Below are 17387 nucleotides of genomic sequence, written 5' to 3'. Positions count from 1 at the left end.
TTCTGTTACCGTCTCTGGCTCCGGGGCGGGGGCCGGCGGGGGAGCTGGCTTGGGAGGTTCAGACTTTGTGCTTGGTGCCGTCACCTCTTCAGGAAGCTCTGGCACTTTGCCCAGTGGTGGAACTTCATCATTCACGGTCTGCTCTTTGGCATGACCTGGCGATTCGCATGCGGCTAGCGTGCCTGTAAGCGAAATCAAGAGCAGTGCGCTTGCAGTGTGAGTTTTCCTCATTAGCGTGAATACTCCTTGGCCTTTTTGTGCACAGCTTTTAAGAACACTGGGCTGGGGTTGAATTCCGAGATTGCTGTGGTCCACCCTTCTGGGCTGGTGAGGTCTCCCGCGCTACAAGTGATTTTCGCGGTGGTCAGGGCGGCGTCATCAATATTGTCCGGATTTGGCGCGTTGCCAGGTTCAGCGGCAGTGCCATATTGTTCCCAGCGCGATGGCATGAGTTGCATTGGTCCCACCGGGATGTCCTTCGTGGAATCGCCGTCGATGTCTCCTCCGTCGGTATCGGGCACGGACTTCTTGCCGCCGGCGGCAGGCGCAACGGCGCGTATAGGTTTGGAGGTCACGCCGTCTTCGTCGATGGTGGTGGAGTTTATTTGCCCATGTTGGGTCAGCACATCACCCAAAGCAGCTAGCGTTTGCCAGCCGACGGCGCAGCCTTGTTCCTGTTCCACGTTGTAGGCAGCGTATGCATATGCCTGCAGCGCGCGCTCGGGAATGTTGTAGGGCTTTGCGCGCTCGGTAGCCCACTGCTTCATGGTATCCACTTGGGCGTGTTGTTCCGGCACAGGTGGTTCTAGGCGATCGGCGCAGCTGGAAAGGGTTGTAAAAGCAAGGAACCCGATGCCCAGCGCGGCCACCCCTCGGCCTACAAAGCTGCGTGACGGTGCCACGAATCAAAGTCCTCCGCAACGATTGCTGCTAGTTCCATGTAGGCCTGCTTGGTTTCCTTGCTGATGCGGTCAAGATCAACCGTTGCGCCCTCAGAGAGGTGGCGGTCGAATGGAATGACGTGCACTGCGCGGGTGCGGCTACGGAAGTGTGCAATCAACTGATCCATATCGATCGTCGCATTTTCAGGGTGGGCCGCAGAGACAACCACTACAGAGTTTGCTGCGAGTTGTTCGTAGCCGTGCAGGTTGAGCCAGTCCAAAGTGGCGGAGGCTGATTGAGCTCCGTCAAGGGCAGGAGAGGTGACGAGCACCAAGGAATTGGCCAGTTCCAACACGCCGGACATTGCGGAGTGCATCAGCCCTGTTCCGCAGTCGGTGAGCATCACGTTGTAGTGGTGCTGAAGGATGTCGACCGCGTGGCGGTAGTCCTCATCACTGAAGGATTCGGACACGGCGGGATCGCGCTCCGAGCCGATGACTTCCAAGCGAGACTTGGCCTGGGTAGTGAATTGGCGTATGGAGGCGTACTTTGATGTGTCTTCTGCGTTGAGGAGGTCGCGGATCGTTGCCGGGCCGGGTGCAGCCACGCGCTGTGCTAGGGTGCCGAGGTCCGGGTTGGCATCGATGGCGATGACGCGGTCGTGTCGGATGGAAGAGAAAACGCCACCCAATGCCACGGTGGTGGTGGTTTTGCCCACGCCACCCTTGAGGGACATCACCGCGATGCGGTAGTCGCCGCGCAGTGGACGGCGGATTTTCTCCAGGAGCTGATCGTGTTCAAGATCTTGCTGGGAGTCGCCAACGTTCCAGTGCCCACCGGTGACGTTGTATAGCATTTTGCGCCATCCACTGCGCGGTGCCTTCTTGACGGCATTGACAAGGTTTGTCTGGTCCAATGCCGGCGGTGGCTTTAGGTCATATTCGGACGGTACATGGTGCTTACCGTGATTTAACGGGGCCTGCTGCGGCTGTGCTTGCTGGGCCTGAGTTTGCTGCGGCTGGGTTTGCTGGGCCTGGGTTTGCTGTGGCTGGGCCTGCTGTGGTTGGGCTTGCTGAGGAGCTTCAGATGAATCGGGAGAGCCTTGCGGGGCAGTGCCCTGCGGCGCTGTTCCTTGGGGAGGCTGAGGATACTCTGCGGAATCACTTTCCTCTTGGTTGGCTTGGTGACCTAGCTGAGGCTTGGATTCGTGAGCTTGCTGAGGCGCCGCAGGGACTTGCTGCTGACCTTCATTGGAAGAAGGGGAGGAAGTAGGAGACTCTGCAGCGGGCGGCTCTTGGGGCTGAGAAGGTTGTTGTGGTGGGGTGGCTGGTTGTGCTGGCGCACCATCACCAGTGAACTGGAGCCAAGAAGGCAGTCCTTCGTGGGATGGCTGGTTGGTTGACACTACGCACTCCTCGTGTACTTCACTCTTTGTTACCGACAACTTCTCTACGTATAACCCGTCCTATACTAATGTGTGTTGTGCAATTTGCACTGTGTGTCCCCCACAGATGTGTTTGATTTGCTCTAGGCAGAATGGAAGAGATCGCTAGATGAATTCCCCAAAGGTAGCTAACGCTGCACGAACTGGAGGTTCGGGCTCGTCGGTCTCGGGGCGTAGCGTTTTCGGCAGGGCAGTGTGGGCTTCGCGTGTTGCACAGGCGCGGAGGTCTTCTTTAGTTGACACATCTAGGCCGATGGTTATTGCGGTGGCTTCCATTGACAACCGAATGCTGACTTCGCCTGTGACCGCTTTGGTTTCCATGATTGCCGAAGAGGTTTCTGAACTACCGATGGTGGTTCTGGATGCAGATGTGCAAGCTCAGCCAATGCGGGGACCGTTGGGTGCGTGGGCAGCGGGAGACGTGCTTGGGCTGGCGGTAACGGAACCGCTGGATCTGACCCGCAAGAAGATGGAGAACTTTGCGGATAGCACCGGGGCAGTTCCGCTGTTAACTGCTTCGCAAGGTACTCAGGGGCAGATGGCTGCTGACGTGCTAGATACTGTGATTAGTCGTGCTCAGCACAGGTGGCCAATTGTTGTGGTGAACTTGCCTTATACATGTGCTGGGGAGACCATTGCCGCGGGCACAGCTATGGCGGATCATGTGCTGTTGGTGGCTGATAGACACCATGAACAGCATGGGTGGCTGTACCAGCCGGGGCACCACCTGACGGAGCTGGCGCAGTCCAAAAAGGTGACTGTTGTCAAGGTGGGCGCAGCTGCGGTCGATTTGCCGCAAGATACGGTGGTTCTGCCAAGCGTAGATGCTCATTCGACGAGCAGGTCGCGGATTGTTCCATCGACGAATCCAGAGGACGTGTCGATGTATCACCGTTTGCTGTCGAGAGTATTCGGTAGTTGATGGCCCCTACACACCGCTAGATGTTGCGAGATTCCCTAGCCGGTGCGGAGACCAGGGAGTAGAACGTGGAGCCGAACTGGTTTGGGACCAGTTGGCTGCTGTGGGGGCTGGTACTAAATGCGGTTCCCGGTATCACTAGCGCTGTCCGGGGTCACCCGTAATCACATTCTGTGGGGCTTTGTGCGATGACGGTGGTGGTACACGTAGTGCCCTGGTGGTGGGTTTGTTGTCTTGTACTAATCCCAGGACGCTTTAGTTTCTTTGGTGTGGAACTTTTTAGGACGGGTCGGCGAGCTTTGCGACGTGTTCTTTTGCTCGAGGATATTCTGCAAAAGCGCTGTTTTTGATCCAGTGGAATCCTGGGTATTCACGGAAGGTTTTCTTTCTGACTCCTTGTTTGATGAGGAAGCGTTGCCACTCAAAAAGGAGCCCTGGTTCGTTGGTGCTGGTGGCTTTGAGGAAGCGGTTGATTTGTTCGAAGTTTTCGGGTGGATGTTGTTGATGATGAGGTTGGTATCCGCTTTAATAAGTGCGCCAATTGCGTAGTGGTCTCCGCCGCAGTCGATGTATTTGAGCATTTCATCGACAGCGTTGGTGATGTCCAGGTCTTTAGCTCCGAGGTTGATCAGTACTCTCATGAAGACCTTGATGGTGCTTGATTGGGCGTACACGCTATCGAAAGTCAACCTTGTCGATAAGTGAATGACTGAGCATATATTGAGATACTTGCTCCTTGTCAAGGCGCAAGCCGTCGCGGTTCGAAGCGTGAATCTAAGGGATGTGGAAAATTTCGGACCAGTCTCTACTATAGAGAATGTTTGTCCGGCGCTATTTGGTGCGGGAATATAAAACTGTGGTTACCAATCTCGATCAGCGTTAGGGTTGGGGAACTCAATCTTTTTAATCGTTTTGCCTGGAATATGGAAATTGCCAAATTTATCCGATATATCTTTATGTGTTTCGGGTTGGTCTCTTCGATTATTTGTTAGAAGTGATATGAAGGATGTGAAATTCTCGGACACCTGGAAGATTTTCCCTTCATCTTCATATAGTACGCTTCCGATTTTAAATTTCTCGTTGGAGAGGTTGAGTAGAATCTTGTCTTCGGGAGGGTTACTTGCTTCGCAAAAGTAGAATGCCCAGTCATGGAGCCAGGTTGAATCCAGTTGGATGGAATTTTCCCATATGCCTATTGGTGCTATGTTTCCAAAGATCATGGTTGCTTCAACTTCGAGAAGGCTCGATTTATCGGTCTCGAGTTGTATGTGTGAGTAGGCCTCAGAAATAATTCCACCTCCATAGAGTGATAGAAATTCCAGATAGTCTTCAGGTAGAGGGGAATCTGTGCTCCGCTTCAATCTAGATATTTGTTCCTCAGTGAACGGGTTGCTCTTAGTCGAGTAGAAGTCCGACGGAATTTCCATTTATCTATCCTTTCTTTCCCCAAAGGCCAAAACCGCCCTTGTGTGGTGCTCTGTGTGCGAGACCTTCCGACGAGTCCGAGCACGTCGAACCAGTATGCTGCGCTAGAGGCACCTAGGGTGGGGTTGTAGTAGCGGAAGCGGTTGTAGGCCCAACCCGGATTCCGCATCCTCGTACTGACCAGTAAACAACAACGGGCTGGTGCACTGACCATGCCACGTGCGCTTGCCGTATAACGTTTGGGTGGTGTGTCCCTCCACGGGTTCCGGTGGAGGGGGGTGATCGTGACTTCTATTACTCGTCGGCCGAGTCTGTCGTAGGAGTAGCGGTAAAAAATACGCAGCACCATTCCAGCCGGCTGGCTGGTTTCTAGTGTGTCAGGACAAAAGCTTGTGTGTTAGTCGTCGAAGTCTGTTCCTGCCGCTTTAGCTTGGTTGAGGGTTCGTTGTAGGTCGTGTGCGTTGTTGAACAGGTCTGTCAGTTGGGTGTGGAGTGGTTGGAGGGTTTCGGTGGTGCCGATGAGGCTGAACATGCCTGCTTCGCTGTCGAACTCGATGCCGTCGGTGGGTACGTTTGCTTGTCGGAGTAGGTACTTGGCGAGGTTGTCGAGGAAGTAGCCGTTGGGTGTGTGTCCTGCTTGTTCGATGACGCCGACTGCTTCCTTGGGCAGGGTGTCCATGGCGGCAAACAGGGTAGTCACGCCGTCGATTTCTGCGAGGTGGAAGAGTGGTTGGTCTTCCTGCTGTGTGTCGGTGGGCATCGTGTTGTGTTCCTGGTTTTCGGTGAAGTCGGGATGTGCGGGGCGCGGGGTATCGATTAGTCCGTAGTAGGCAAGTGCATCTTCAAGGGCATATTCAATTTCGCGATAGCCGCCTAGGACATTGGTCATAAAGTAGGTGCCTTCTGGGGCTTCATCCGTGGTGCCTCCTTGCGGCGGATTTGTGTCGTGGATCGTGTAGTTGATGATCCGTCTTTCCTTCGGCACCCACTCATTTTCTCTTGTTATAGGGACGAATGCTTGCTCCTCTGGTGACCATAAGATCGCGAGTGTGTAGTAGAAGTAGTTGTCAAAAGGGACGGTATTAGGATGGCTTTTCGCTGGGATTCTTTGAAAAGGTCCGCCTTTTCTGAAGTCACTCTTGACGATCTGAATTGGTGGAATAAGTAGTTCGTTTTTTTCGACGAGCGGAAACCATGATGTATCGGATGGGTCGCTGATGAGCGCGCGATAAGGGTGAATCATTGCAGCCGCGCCGAAGAATGCCTCGGTGGAGGTGACGCCAACAGGGATGTAACCGAGGGTGGTTTTCATCAGGTAGAGCTGCCCAGCTTTAGGGCGGCTGCCTTTAGTGCTGTCTAAAGAAAATTTCAGCATGTTAACTCCTTATTGCATATCTGGATAATTGTTCTTTCCATTCTTTTTCGTATTCATTTTCCTTCTCGTTGACCGGAGTCATATCTTCTTTAGCTCGGGTCAGATGAAGAGACACCTCGTGGTGTATAGCGACGAGCCTGGGATGCTTCGCTTTGCGGATGTTTGTTACTTTACCTGCGTGATTAAGGTGGGGATAGTGGTCTGTCTACCGTGTTTTGCCTGTCTGGTTTTGTGAGTCCGAGCGTATCGTCGCAGTAGGCTTTGTGGTTCTTGGGCGCACTGGTGGAACCCCCTTGGGTGTGTGGGCTCATTCGCCGTTTTACGCTGCCGGTGGTGCCTCGGTGCCTTACTTAGATTCTTCCGACGCTACGTACACCATGTGGGATGTGCGTTATGAGATATCTAGTTTGTTCCAGCCTGTAATGGGGTGGTCAGTGGAGTTCATCCAGGTGGACAGTTCTCGGATGAGGCTCCGGGCGTCGTTCCTCATGCACCAAAAATGGTGTTGAGCATCGCCGAGGCGCATCTCTACACGGTAGTTATCGTCGGCTGGGCTGAAGTAGCACTGGATATAGTGCTGATCTTTGGTGTTGTCGCTAATGATCAGGAAGTCCCGCGGATCGGTTCCGATATTGCGGCTTGCTAGTGAACGGGCATTGGTGGTGATGTGGTCGATCCAAGAAGGAATGCTGTGAAGACTTGCCCACGGGATGTGGAGCTGTGAGGTTTCAGTGGTGAAGCGTGAGTTTTCGTCACCGAAGGTCCACACCTGCTGATTGTTCTCGAGGATGGTCAGCGTGGTGAAGTAGGAAAGGACGGGGCTGATGAGCTGGAGTAGTTGGGGGATGTGCTCGTTGTTGTCTTTGATGGCGATGCATTCTGCACCGGTGAGTTCCACGGAGATCTTGTGGGGTGCCAGAATGTTGGTGAGATGCTGCTGGAGCTGACGTGTATGTGCCGAGGTGTGTTTGTCTGCGCGGCTGGCGGCAGTCACGAGGTTATAAGTATTTTCCGGCTCGGTTGGAGCGGTGGGCAGGTGGATGATAATTCGTTCCGTACTCATTATGACCTTTCACTTTTCGCGATTACGTTGCGGAGGTACCACTTGCGTAGAAGAGGTATGAGTCATGGCGTTGGGAGATTCAGTTTCCCATCTGAGAATAGTATTGTTCCCATTCTTCTAGAGTTGGCTCTCGGTTCGTGACGAGGAAATATCTCGCATTGCTTGGTGGAGCTGAAGCCATGGTGACGTCAAGTCCGTTTTCTTCGAGGTAATCTAAGATTCGCTGCTCGTTCATTTCCTGTGCCCTCATTGGAAAATCGGATGCCATGGAATCCTCAGCGGTCTTTTTTCCAAGCCATTGTTGCCGGTAGGAGCGTGTCATCGCATCTAACTCGTTCGAGTAGGTAATGAGTACCCATTGTTGGGATGCTTCGGTCTTCGTAATTGCCATCCCCAGTGGTGGACGTTCGAGATCTTTCCAGGTGTGAATTAAGAGTTGAAATAGGCGATCCGACTCGTCAAGTGAATAGCTAACTGCAGTTACGCCGTTTCGTTCCTGGAAAATCCAAACTCGATCGAGGTTTGACAATGGCTCAGTAGGCTTCTCGATTTCATCGAAGTTGAGAAAGAGAGGATCAAAGTCGCCTTTGACCGTTTCGATGGCAGTATCAATATCTTGCCAGAAAAATGCCGTGGGTTGGTTATATGCAATTTCAAAAGTCAAATCTATCCGCCTTGAATGAGGATGATGTTGCCAAATGGATCGTTCGTCGCTATTCGTGATTTATGCCCTAATCTACGAGCAGAGGGAAAGCGATCCCATTCTACGTAATATCTTTGATTGTTTAGGGTGTATTGGAGGTCAGGACGATTCTGGCCGACATCTTATCCCGCCTCCTATCGGCTTGAAAGTACTGTCGCACCATCGACCAGGATCGGTGGCGTAAGGTTTCTTGTGAGCAACGGAGCCTACGAGCCCGAGAACATCCACCCAGAATGCTGCGTGGTCGACATACCCCTGGGCTGAGGCTAGTCGTGGGGCGAGTCCGAGTGGGTGAAGCGTCCTGGGTTTAGTTCCTACCTCTGCTAAGGAAGGATTGGCACTATGCCCGAGAAAGTACTCCGCCGAATTCAAGGAAAAGGCGGTTCATCAAATCCATGAGATCGTGCGTCTGGAGTCTTGTTCACGGCAACACGCTTACGAGGAAGTCGGCGAACTCCTTGGCGTGTCCCACCACACGTTGCGCGCCTGGTACCGCGACAGCGTCGCCCATGAGCAGACGGCACCAACAGGTGGCGAAACCATGGAAGAAGAGCTCAAACGGCTACGCCGGGAAAACCGCGAGTTGAAGCGTGCCAACGGAATCCTCAAGACTGCCTCGGCTTTTTTCGCAGCGGAACTCGACCGACCCACGGCCAAATGATCTCCTACATCGACGCATATAAAAATCAGTTTGGGGCCTGGGACCATCTGCCGTGTCCTTCGACAAGCAGATCGTGGATTCATCACCTCACGCGGCTACCGTAAAACCACCACACGTGCGCCCAGTGCGAGGGCTTTAAGCGATAGCCTGCTTATCCCAGAGATACAGCGTGTGCATGCGGAGAATTTCTCGGTTTACGGAATCCGCAAGATGTGGCACGCGATCAACCGTGAGGGCTTTCATATCGGCCGCGATAAGACCGCACGCCTGATGAAACTAGCCGGTGTCAGCGGTCGGCGCCGTGGGCGTAATCCAGTAACAACGATGAGTGCGAAAGTACCGGATCGTCGCCCCGATGTGGTTCAACGCAACTTTCGCGCCCAGGCCCCTGGGCGGCTGTGGGTGGCCGACATTACCTACGTTCGTACTTTGTCTGGCTTCGCCTACACCGCGTTTGTCGTGGATGTCTATAACCGGAAAATCGTTGGTGTTGCCACTCGCTCGACGATGCGTACCGATGCGTTGCCGATGGAGGCGTTGGAACATGCTCTCACGGCGGCCGGCCGGGTTCATGGAAGCCAGCTGATTCACCACAGTCACCGGGGTAGTCAGTACGTGTCGTTGAAGTATTCCACGGCCTTGGCGCAAGCCGGAATTCGGCCAAGTGTGGGAACGGTCGGTGATTCTTATGACAACGCTCTCGCCGAAACGGTTAATGGTATCTACAAAGCAGAATTGATTCATGCCCAAGGTCCGTGGACGTCGGTCGGAGAAGTCGAACTGGCCACCTTGCGGTGGGTGCATTGGTGGAACACCAAACGCCTTCACGAGGCGTTGGATTACGCCACCCCACAGGAAGTAGAAACCGAGTACTATCTCACGCAGCCCGTCAGTACGGGGCCGTAAAAGAAGCGGAACTAAACCCAGGACGCTTCAGTGGTGGTGTTGATCAGTTCCTGAGGCGCTCCGGCCAGGTCGCACTGTAGGGCGTAGAACGTCGCATCAACCCGGGCCTGGGACCAACCAGCCACAGGATTCGCCGGAGTGTCGTTGGCGTCACCGGTGCCACTGGTTAGTGCGATCTGGCCGCGAGTCTCACCAGTAGCCGGGTCAGTAGTCCACACGTAGCCTTCACCCACACGTGCCGAGTTGGTGGTGTCGACAGTGGTGGTGATAGCGGCTAGTTGGTTACCGGTGTGGGTGAAAATAGAAGGGATAAGTTGTACTTCTCGCTGTGACTAGTTGAAAGACGGGCAGACGAGTACAAAGAGTGATGTCGGAACCCGATGTCCGTCGCGATCGGTCGCAAAGCCAGTAGGAGATTGAAACTGCAGGGTTGTCTTACCTGTCCAAGGTAAACGGAAGATCCGTCCAACAACTCCTTCTATACCATCCGGATTTGATTTCAGAACATCTGCTATTTCAAGTCCTTCGGAATCTATCAAAAGGTCGTGTGAAAGAAATGCATCTTGGAGGATGCGCCGTGTGGAGGTTACTTCTACTGTTACGTGGAAAGTTTCGTCTTCTGTCAGTTCTTTGATGCCGAGACTTATCGCACCGTCTGCTAAGCCCACTAGAGGAGTGGTCTGCCAGATGAGGTCGTCGCTTGCGTCTTGAGATCCAAAAAACTCCACGCCAGCTAGCTCTGGTTCAATGTCTAGCTCTATTTTCGGCATTGATTGTCCTATTCTGTTAGCTTCACTCGGAAGAAGTCACCGTTCTGAATATTTTCTCGCCTGTAGAAGCCACGTAGACGGCCTCCCTGCTTGTTTCAGTGTAGAAACTCCGTTTACAGTGGCTCCTTTGCCTCCTTGCATAGTTGATGCGTATGGAAATTCATCAGGGCTTCCCTTAGTGTAATCCCACCCTCTGGTTGCTTCGGCTCTATTTTGGCGGATGATTGATTTGTCGGTCGTTCTTTGAAGTAGGGTCGGTTGGTCTTGTTGAATTGCCATTTCTAGGGTACGCGCAACTTCTGGTTCTGCTGACTTGCTTACTTCGAAGGCTGGTACCTCAAATTGGCCATTTGGAAGTAGTGGTCCTTCTGTGTCAGGTGTTGGGCGTCCATGTCGTGGATGTCCACAGCTAGCAAGTCCGAGCAGGTCCACCCAGTATGCCGCGTGGTCGACATACCCCTGGGCTGATGCGAGTCGTGGGGCAAGCCCGAGTGGGTCTTGGGCATTATAGGCACCCAAGGTGGGGTTGTAATAGCGGAACCGGTTGTACGCCCACCCTGATTCAACATCCTCATACTGACCAGCAAACAACAACGGGCTGGTACACCGACCCGCCCACGTACGCTTGCCGTACAACGTTTGGGTGGTGTGTCCCTCGACGGCACCGGTGGTGGTGTGGATCAGTTCCTGAGGTGCACCGGCTAGATCGCACACCAGGGCGTAGAACGTCGCATCAACCCGGGCCTGGGACCAACCAGCGGCGGGGTTAGCCGGAGTGTCGTTGGTTCTACTGGTGGTTAGTTCGATCTGGCCGTGTGTCTCGCCAGTGGCAGGGTCAGTAGTCCACACGTAGCCTTCACCCACACGTGCCGAATCGGTGGTGTCGATGGTGGTGGTGACAGCTGCTAGTTGGTTGCCGGTGTGGGTGAACACGTCACGGTGGGTAACTTCTCCGGTGGTGGTGTTGATGGTGTCTTTGGCGACACGTCGGCCGAGACCGTCGTAGACGTAGCGGTAGCCGGTGGTTGGTTCGTCGGAGGAGGTAAAGCCGATGGGTTGTTCACCGGTGGCGTAGTAGAAGTGATGAACCAACGGTTTCTTACCCAGACGTTTGGTCACGGTGCGGGTGATACGGCCTGCATCATCGTAGGTGTAGGTTGTCCGGCCGACTTTGACCGGCAGGGTGTTGTGGTAGTCGATGACCCCGTCGGTGGCTTGACAGTGCTTATGGCTTTTAGGTGATGTTTAGCTTCTGCCATCCGTGTGTTGAATGGGTACCGGTGGTTATCCAAGTGGTGAGTTCGTGGATGACGGTGCTAGTTTCGGGGGTCGTGTGCCAGTAATGGTGCTGGGCATCGCCAAGGCGGATCTCAACCCGGTAGGTGTGGTCGACGGGGCTGAAGTAGCACTGCATGTAATGCTGGTGTTTGGTGGCGTTGGTGATGATCAGGAAGTCCCGCGGATCGCTTCCTAAGTTCAGTTCAGCCATTGTGCAAGCGTTGGTGGTAATTAAATCAATCCAGGACGGTAGACCGCGCAGACTTGCCCACGGGGCGCTGTATTCCGATGTTTCCGTCGAGAAGTTGGTATTTTCGTCGCCAAAGGTCCAAACAAATTCTGAGAATTCAAGGACCGTAAGAGTAGGGTATCGGGACAGCAACGGGCTGATAAACTGAAGTATCTGGGGGATATTCTCGTCGTAGTCACTAATGCCTATACAGTTATTCCCAACCAGTTCTACGGGAAGGTCGTGCGGAGCCAATATCTTCGTGAGGTGCTGCTGGAGCTGACGCGTCTGTGGCGAGGCATGTTCTTCTTGCTGGCTAGCCGAACTCACGTAGTCGTATATCTCGTATGGGGCGACTTGTGCAGGTGGAAGGTTGATGATGATCCGTTCAGCGCTCATTGTTGGCAGTCTTCCATTCGCTGCGCGACCTTTGTCCAAAAATTTGGAACCGTGACTCCTGCTCTTGTGGCTATCGTCTGCAGGTTTGATGCGTTGTCAAAACTGGCCTTGAGCGCTGTAAAAAACTCGTCGAAATCAGTACGTCTTTTCTCAAGGTCTTTGAGCTCCGGGGTACCAATTAAAGTTCGAACTTCATGGTCAGTATTTCCAAGGTAACTGTTGAAAAAGATCGAGTAGAAGTTTTCGTGTGTACCGTGGTAATCAATTTGAAGGTTTAACTGATCTTTTTCTACCAGTCGTCTGATTCCTATTCCCGCTCCGCAGAGTAGCTGTGTCCGTTCTCTAGTAATCCAATCTTGGTGGCCATAGAAAACTTTGATTTCGTAGCTCGGGCGCTCGGGATCTTTTTCAAATTTAATCAAGAAAGCTAATTCGCCGGTTTCGTATGTCCAAAGCATTTTCCGTCCAATGCGGGAGAAGTGGGAATTAGCGGCTTCGGTTAGTGTTTTTTTGAAGTCTTTGAAGTCCATTTTTAGGGAGTATACCAATCGGCGGTGGCTATTACATCTGGCACAGTGCTGTCGCCAATTTCAGCTGCATGTTGTCGGTTGAAAGACTCGGCATGTTCCTTGTATTTGGCAAGTTGGTTGACGCTTTGTCGCTGGCCTGTAGCTGAGTCAGGCTTCAATTCTCGAACCTCCCTGATGTATCCACTGTCGTCAATCTTTATCGCATCTGGTCGCATGCGTGTGTCTCCAGGCATTTTAACGTTCGCTTTGTAGCCTTGTGCTTCGATGAAATCAGAATAGCTTCTGTGAGCCCGACGTCCATTTACTGCAGTTCCATTTTCTCCTCGGAATGTTCCGTCCGCACTACGACCAGAAATGGTTGGGTGTGGATCCTTGGGGCTCCGAACGTGTGACATCAGCCCGAGTACGTCGACCCAGTGTGCTGCGTGGTCGACGTACCCTTGTGCTGAGGCTAGCCGTGGGGTGAGTCCGAGTGGGTCTTGGGCGTTGTAGGCGCCCAGGGTGGGGTTGTAGTAGCGGAAGCGGTTGTACGCCCACCCGGATTCCGCATCCTCATACTGGCCCGCAAACAACAACGGGCTGGTGCACCGACCGGCCCACGTGCGTTTGCCGTAGAGGGTTTGGGTGGTGTGTCCCTCGACGATACCGGTGGTGGTGTTGATCAGTTCCTGTGGTGCTCCTGCTAGGTCGCACACTAGGGCGTAGAACGTCGCATCAACCCGAGCCTGGGACCTTTTGGGGCAGGGCTAGGATGTGCCAGATCGTTTTCAACCGTGGGACCTATGGGGTATTGGGGTTGGCTTGTTGGCTAGAACGATCTGAACGTGTACTTCACTGGTGGCGGGATCGATGGTTTCCACTACATCCAGGCTTCGCTTGCCTTGGCGCGGGTGTGGTTGCGCTGGGGCTTGGTGGTTCCTGAACTTGTAAAATAGTCTCAGCACATCTCTAGAAAGGCATGTTGTACTAAGGCGCGTACAAAAGTCTTTTGTCGCCAATTCTGACCAAAGCTAGTCCTTGGGACTTTGCTTCGTCCCGCATAGCGAAGTCGGAGGTAACTTCGCTACTCAGATCGATTTCAATCGTTACAGCACGTTCATCTTCTGCAATGACGCGCGCTGAAGTGCCTGCGAAGCGGTTTTTGAGATCATTGAAATGGGAAGCCTCATCAGATCTCAGACCAGTTAGCCTAATTGCTTTACTGATTAGGTCATCTTCAGGATCGCCTTCAGTCGAGGTCTTTATGAAGCAATATCTATCGAGAGGATACTCCGGGTGTACCGGGAGTGTGTCTAGAGATCCTGCGGGTTCAGTAAGCGACGTAATGCGGAATGCTCCAGTTAGGTCGCTGAACGACATCCGGTTGTTGGTATTACCGTTGTTTGCTCGGAAGGCAACGTAATCTGAGTTCTCTTGTTCGAATAGGAGTCCTTGATTCCCAAAGTATGTCATCCAATCTGAGTTTCGATCTTCGGTTCGGTATGCGTTGGTAATAGTTATTACTGGATTCTTGCCTATTTTTTCGACGATAAGTGAGCCGACGTTATCTTGGCCATGGACGGCGAGAAACTCAGTGGCTTTCTGCGAGTTATTGATGCGAAAAGAACTGCGAATAGCCTTAAATTTAAGAGCTACCATGCCTTCAGGATGTGGACTATCGAAGGACCATTCAATTTTTGTTTTTCCTTCAGGAACTATTCGATAGGCGATGTAAATGGTGACACCATCTACTGTGATGGGGTTACCTGCATTTTCTCCGAAAAGTTGGTTAAACGGTTTCATCGATAGCTGCTCCAGTCTCTACTAATATCCGGGGAATCGTTGTGGGTCGATATCTGCGTGGTCTTGAGGCCATCGTGCACGAGTTTGCACGCCACCTTCTGAACGTGCAATAGGCTCATGGCTTACTTCCATGCTTTCAATTCCGTCAGATTGTGGGAATGCATCAAGCTTATCTTGATTGAATCGCTGCGGAGGCCTTCCCTGTCTCATTCGATCTATAGTGTCATCGGCAAATCCATTTTCTGGAGCATACTGTTCGCTATTGAACTGTGCTTCATTCTTCCAGAAACGCTTGTTTTCAGTACTGCGGCTGGGAGGATTACCATTTCGCATTGGGTCCATTGGGTGTTCACCGAGCCTCCATCTGCGACCTCGGTATTCCTCAACAGGGTTGGACGCGCGTTTCAATTCGGTAAAATGGCCTCCACTATGCAGGCCCAGAACGTCGACCCAGAATGCTGCGTGGTCGACATACCCCTGTGCTGAGGCGAGTCGTGGGGCGAGTCCGAGTGGGTCTTGGGCGTTGTAGCCACCCAAGGCTGGGTTGTAGTAGCGGAAGCGGTTGTACGCCCACCCGGATTCCACATCCTCGTACTGGCCAGCAAACAATAGCGGGCTGGTGCACCGACCGGCCCAGGTGCGTGTGCCGTAGAGGGTTTGGGTGGTGTGTCCCTCAACGATACCGGTGGTGGTGTTGATCAGTTCCTGTGGCGCACCTGCCAGGTCACACACCAGGTCACCCACCAGGGGATAGAACGGTCCATCACCTTGGGGTTGGGAGCAACTGGCGGCAGGGGTGAAGCGTTTTGGGCATTGTGCCGATCATTGCCTTAGCAGAAGTAGGAACCATACCCAGTTCGCGTCATAGGTGTAGGTGGTTCGCCCCATACGTGTTGGCTTGGTGCCCGCGAAGATCATGCTGCCATCACAAGTAATTGCGGTACTTTCCGGCTTTGGATTCTTCTTGCTTGCCGATGCCGCGGTGGCTTATCGCCGCTGTTTTGTCGCGGTCTGTGGGTAGTTTGAGTTTGGTTGTGTAGGACAGCAGTGGCGCGGTTGCTGGGTATCCGGTGTTTCCTCTTTTTGGCCGGGCGGAACTAAACCCAGGACGCTTCATGTTGCTTGACGACGCCCCATTGTCTTTACCGTCCTATGGCCCAGTTTTCTATCTCCAAAGTAAACAGAACCAAACCGCTTTTGAGTGGCAGTTAGATGATCGGTGATTGTGAATTGTCGAGCCAGGCCACGATGTGGTTTTCGGCTTGTTTCGCGGACGGTAGTTTGTCGAGATGGCGGTCTCCGTTGTGGTTCGTGAGAAGAAGCGGGAAGTAGTTTCCCTTGGCATTGAACTTGACCTGGAGGGTCTCGCCGTGCGAATTCTGGTACGTAATGAAGCCAGCGGACGGAGTTTCCGATAAGTGAGTCAGCCACTTGGGTACGGCTTTGGCAGAGGCGTAACGTTGCTCGCCCAATACGGTAGACGAGGTGGAGATGTCAGTGGTTTCGTCGCCTTCCAAGATTGGAATGCTCAAATGCGGGACCGAAATGGCGATGTCCTGGTGGAGGCCGAGCTCTGAAAGTTTTCGGGCGTCGTTCGAGAGATTTTCCGTGGGGATGTCGATTTTGGCTTGGCCGGGAGCTGGTGGTTCAATCTGCGCCAACTGCGCAATTGCCTCGAGTGCCGCCATAGACTGAGGTGTATCTTCGAGGGCGGTGATGGCCAAGTTGAGAGACTCGCGCTGCGACGTACTCGCCGTGTACAACTCGAGCGAGTCGGACTGATTCACTGAATCCAGCAGGATGCCGAGTATTTCGCCTTGGTAGGCGTAGATGGCCTCATCGATGGCGGTGGTGTCATGAATATTGCTCAGCAGATGGTGGAGGTGCTCGGCGGCATCCGAGTCGATGGATTGGTCGTAAACTTTCGCATACAGTCGTCCGATGAGCAGCAGTGCGGAATCGCTATGCATAGTCTTTTGCTCCGTAAAAGTCGAAGGGGTACGGGTGGCTGGTCTTCCCGGCGAGGGGGTTTCGATCCTTTGGAGCGGAAAACCATCCGGTGATGGCGCTGAGCACTTCGGCAGGCAGGCGCACTTCTTCCCCTTCTGCTGCAGCGAACCTGTAGCTGAGGGCGCCGGTTTTGTCAGCGTTTCCGTCAAGTCGCTCGGCCAGCTCGAATAGTGTCAGCGCAGTGATATCTGCAACGAATCTGGTTGCGTTATCAGATGACAGGGGCCCTGTTTCCTAGATTCGCGTGTGAAGCTGTTCAATGGTTGGCGTGACGACGTCTTCGAGGTCCGATTGAAATTGCGTCAGCTGTTCGTTGGTGGGCTGCATTAACACTCTTATAACACTCCAGGGTTCCACTGGATATTTGTCGGTTGAGGCAAGCCTTGTTGCTTGAGCTTCTCGATACCATAATCGGTTAGTGATTCCGCTTCAGATTGGCTGAATCAGACCGAGGTGTGTGCCTCTACCTCGATAGCTCTCACGTCGTTCCAAGTATAGGTATCGACGTCAGGATCGAAATTCTTGGCAAAACCATCATATCCGCGTCGTTGTGCTGCAGTGATCTCTTTGTGAAGCGCAGATCCGGTTGCGGGATTGTTTGAATTCTTAAGTTCATTAATTGGGACTGCAGGAGCATCCAGCGAATGTTCTCGTGCCAATGGAGCATTATTGTAGTTGGCCTTCGCCGGAATATGATGTCCGCCGACTGGCGTGGAACCATAACGTTTGACGGGAATTCCCTCGACAAATTCTGGGCACGACTCTAAGCCTAGGAAAACCATCCAGAATGCTGCGTGGTCGACGTAGCCTTGTGCCGAGGACAACTTGGGGGGGGCTAGTCCGAGTGGGGCTTGGGCGTTGTAGGCGCCAAGGGTGGGGTTGTAGTAGCGGAAGCGGTTGTAAGCCCACCCTGATTCGGCATCTTTGTATTGTCCTGCGAACAGCAGTGGGCTGGTGCACTGACCATGCCACGTACGTTTGCCGTACAACGTTTGGGTGGTGTGTCCCTCC

18 protein-coding genes and 1 pseudogene are annotated in these 17387 nt (G+C 53.3%); 2 read left to right on the top strand and 17 right to left on the bottom strand.

What is annotated here, in order from left to right:
* Positions 1 to 230 precede the first annotated feature (230 nt).
* Together MHX63_RS10150 and MHX63_RS10145 are read right to left on the bottom strand one after the other, a co-directional pair.
* Complete coding sequence (locus tag MHX63_RS10150; RefSeq protein ID WP_239388661.1) at positions 231 to 767, bottom strand: hypothetical protein; 537 nt, start codon at positions 765 to 767, stop codon at positions 231 to 233.
* A 110-nt stretch (positions 768 to 877) separates the two neighbouring features.
* Positions 878 to 1738 carry a MinD/ParA family protein gene (locus tag MHX63_RS10145; protein ID WP_071056372.1) on the bottom strand — a complete coding sequence of 287 codons (861 nt, stop codon included), beginning with the start codon at positions 1736 to 1738 and terminating at the stop codon, positions 878 to 880.
* Positions 1739 to 2591: 853 nt separating this feature from the next.
* Here MHX63_RS10145 and MHX63_RS10140 point away from each other — a divergent pair.
* Positions 2592 to 3248 carry a hypothetical protein gene (locus MHX63_RS10140; RefSeq protein WP_239388659.1) on the top strand — a complete coding sequence of 219 codons (657 nt, stop codon included), beginning with the start codon at positions 2592 to 2594 and terminating at the stop codon, positions 3246 to 3248.
* 236 nt (positions 3249 to 3484) lie between these two features.
* Here MHX63_RS10140 and MHX63_RS10135 read toward each other — a convergent pair whose 3' ends face one another.
* From MHX63_RS10135 to MHX63_RS10115, 5 genes are all read right to left on the bottom strand, one after another.
* Positions 3485 to 3919, bottom strand: a complete 435-nt coding sequence (locus tag MHX63_RS10135; protein WP_239388658.1) for a hypothetical protein — start codon at positions 3917 to 3919, stop codon at positions 3485 to 3487.
* Between the two features lie 186 nt (positions 3920 to 4105).
* A complete protein-coding gene (locus MHX63_RS10130; protein ID WP_239388656.1) occupies positions 4106 to 4672 on the bottom strand; it encodes an SMI1/KNR4 family protein in 567 nt (188 codons plus the stop codon).
* A gap of 395 nt (positions 4673 to 5067) precedes the next feature.
* A complete protein-coding gene (locus MHX63_RS10125) occupies positions 5068 to 6045 on the bottom strand; it encodes an Imm51 family immunity protein (RefSeq protein WP_239388654.1) in 978 nt (325 codons plus the stop codon).
* Positions 6046 to 6436: 391 nt separating this feature from the next.
* The gene (locus tag MHX63_RS10120) at positions 6437 to 7108 is read right to left on the bottom strand and encodes a hypothetical protein (protein WP_239388652.1); all 672 of its coding nucleotides are present in this window, start codon (positions 7106 to 7108) and stop codon (positions 6437 to 6439) included.
* 79 nt (positions 7109 to 7187) lie between these two features.
* Positions 7188 to 7772, bottom strand: coding sequence for a hypothetical protein (locus MHX63_RS10115; protein ID WP_239388650.1), 585 nt, complete (start codon positions 7770 to 7772; stop codon positions 7188 to 7190).
* Positions 7773 to 8145: 373 nt separating this feature from the next.
* On the opposite strand from MHX63_RS10115, the pseudogene MHX63_RS10110 reads away from it, so the two are divergent.
* Positions 8146 to 9378 (top strand): annotated as a pseudogene (locus MHX63_RS10110) (IS3 family transposase).
* Between the two features lie 11 nt (positions 9379 to 9389).
* Here the strand turns inward: MHX63_RS10110 and MHX63_RS10105 are convergent.
* From MHX63_RS10105 to MHX63_RS10060, 10 genes are all read right to left on the bottom strand, one after another.
* Positions 9390 to 9611, bottom strand: coding sequence for a hypothetical protein (locus MHX63_RS10105; RefSeq protein ID WP_239388648.1), 222 nt, complete (start codon positions 9609 to 9611; stop codon positions 9390 to 9392).
* A 99-nt stretch (positions 9612 to 9710) separates the two neighbouring features.
* A complete protein-coding gene (locus tag MHX63_RS10100) occupies positions 9711 to 10148 on the bottom strand; it encodes a hypothetical protein (RefSeq protein ID WP_239388646.1) in 438 nt (145 codons plus the stop codon).
* A gap of 36 nt (positions 10149 to 10184) precedes the next feature.
* A complete protein-coding gene (locus MHX63_RS10545; RefSeq protein WP_239388644.1) occupies positions 10185 to 11267 on the bottom strand; it encodes an RHS repeat-associated core domain-containing protein in 1083 nt (360 codons plus the stop codon).
* A gap of 115 nt (positions 11268 to 11382) precedes the next feature.
* Positions 11383 to 12054 (bottom strand): hypothetical protein, encoded by a 672-nt coding sequence (locus tag MHX63_RS10090; protein ID WP_239388642.1) that lies wholly within the window; start codon positions 12052 to 12054, stop codon positions 11383 to 11385.
* Positions 12051 to 12584, bottom strand: coding sequence for a hypothetical protein (locus MHX63_RS10085; protein WP_239388640.1), 534 nt, complete (start codon positions 12582 to 12584; stop codon positions 12051 to 12053). The genes MHX63_RS10090 and MHX63_RS10085 overlap by 4 nt, the downstream gene beginning before the upstream one ends.
* Positions 12585 to 12586: 2 nt before the next feature.
* On the bottom strand, positions 12587 to 13279 hold the full coding sequence (locus MHX63_RS10455; protein WP_370644100.1) for an RHS repeat-associated core domain-containing protein: 693 nt from the start codon (positions 13277 to 13279) through the stop codon (positions 12587 to 12589).
* Between the two features lie 271 nt (positions 13280 to 13550).
* Positions 13551 to 14366, bottom strand: a complete 816-nt coding sequence (locus MHX63_RS10075) for a hypothetical protein (protein WP_239388638.1) — start codon at positions 14364 to 14366, stop codon at positions 13551 to 13553.
* 21 nt (positions 14367 to 14387) lie between these two features.
* Positions 14388 to 15110, bottom strand: coding sequence for an RHS repeat-associated core domain-containing protein (locus tag MHX63_RS10070; RefSeq protein ID WP_239388636.1), 723 nt, complete (start codon positions 15108 to 15110; stop codon positions 14388 to 14390).
* Between the two features lie 464 nt (positions 15111 to 15574).
* A complete protein-coding gene (locus MHX63_RS10065) occupies positions 15575 to 16336 on the bottom strand; it encodes a hypothetical protein (protein ID WP_239388634.1) in 762 nt (253 codons plus the stop codon).
* Between the two features lie 483 nt (positions 16337 to 16819).
* Entirely contained in the window at positions 16820 to 17365 is a 546-nt protein-coding gene (locus MHX63_RS10060; RefSeq protein ID WP_239388632.1) for an RHS repeat-associated core domain-containing protein, read from the bottom strand.
* Positions 17366 to 17387 lie beyond the last annotated feature (22 nt).

It is taken from the genome of Corynebacterium sp. ACRQK (genome assembly GCF_022345965.1).
In the GTDB taxonomy this organism is placed as follows: domain Bacteria; phylum Actinomycetota; class Actinomycetes; order Mycobacteriales; family Mycobacteriaceae; genus Corynebacterium.
This window is presented reverse-complemented; position numbering and strand designations above follow the sequence as displayed.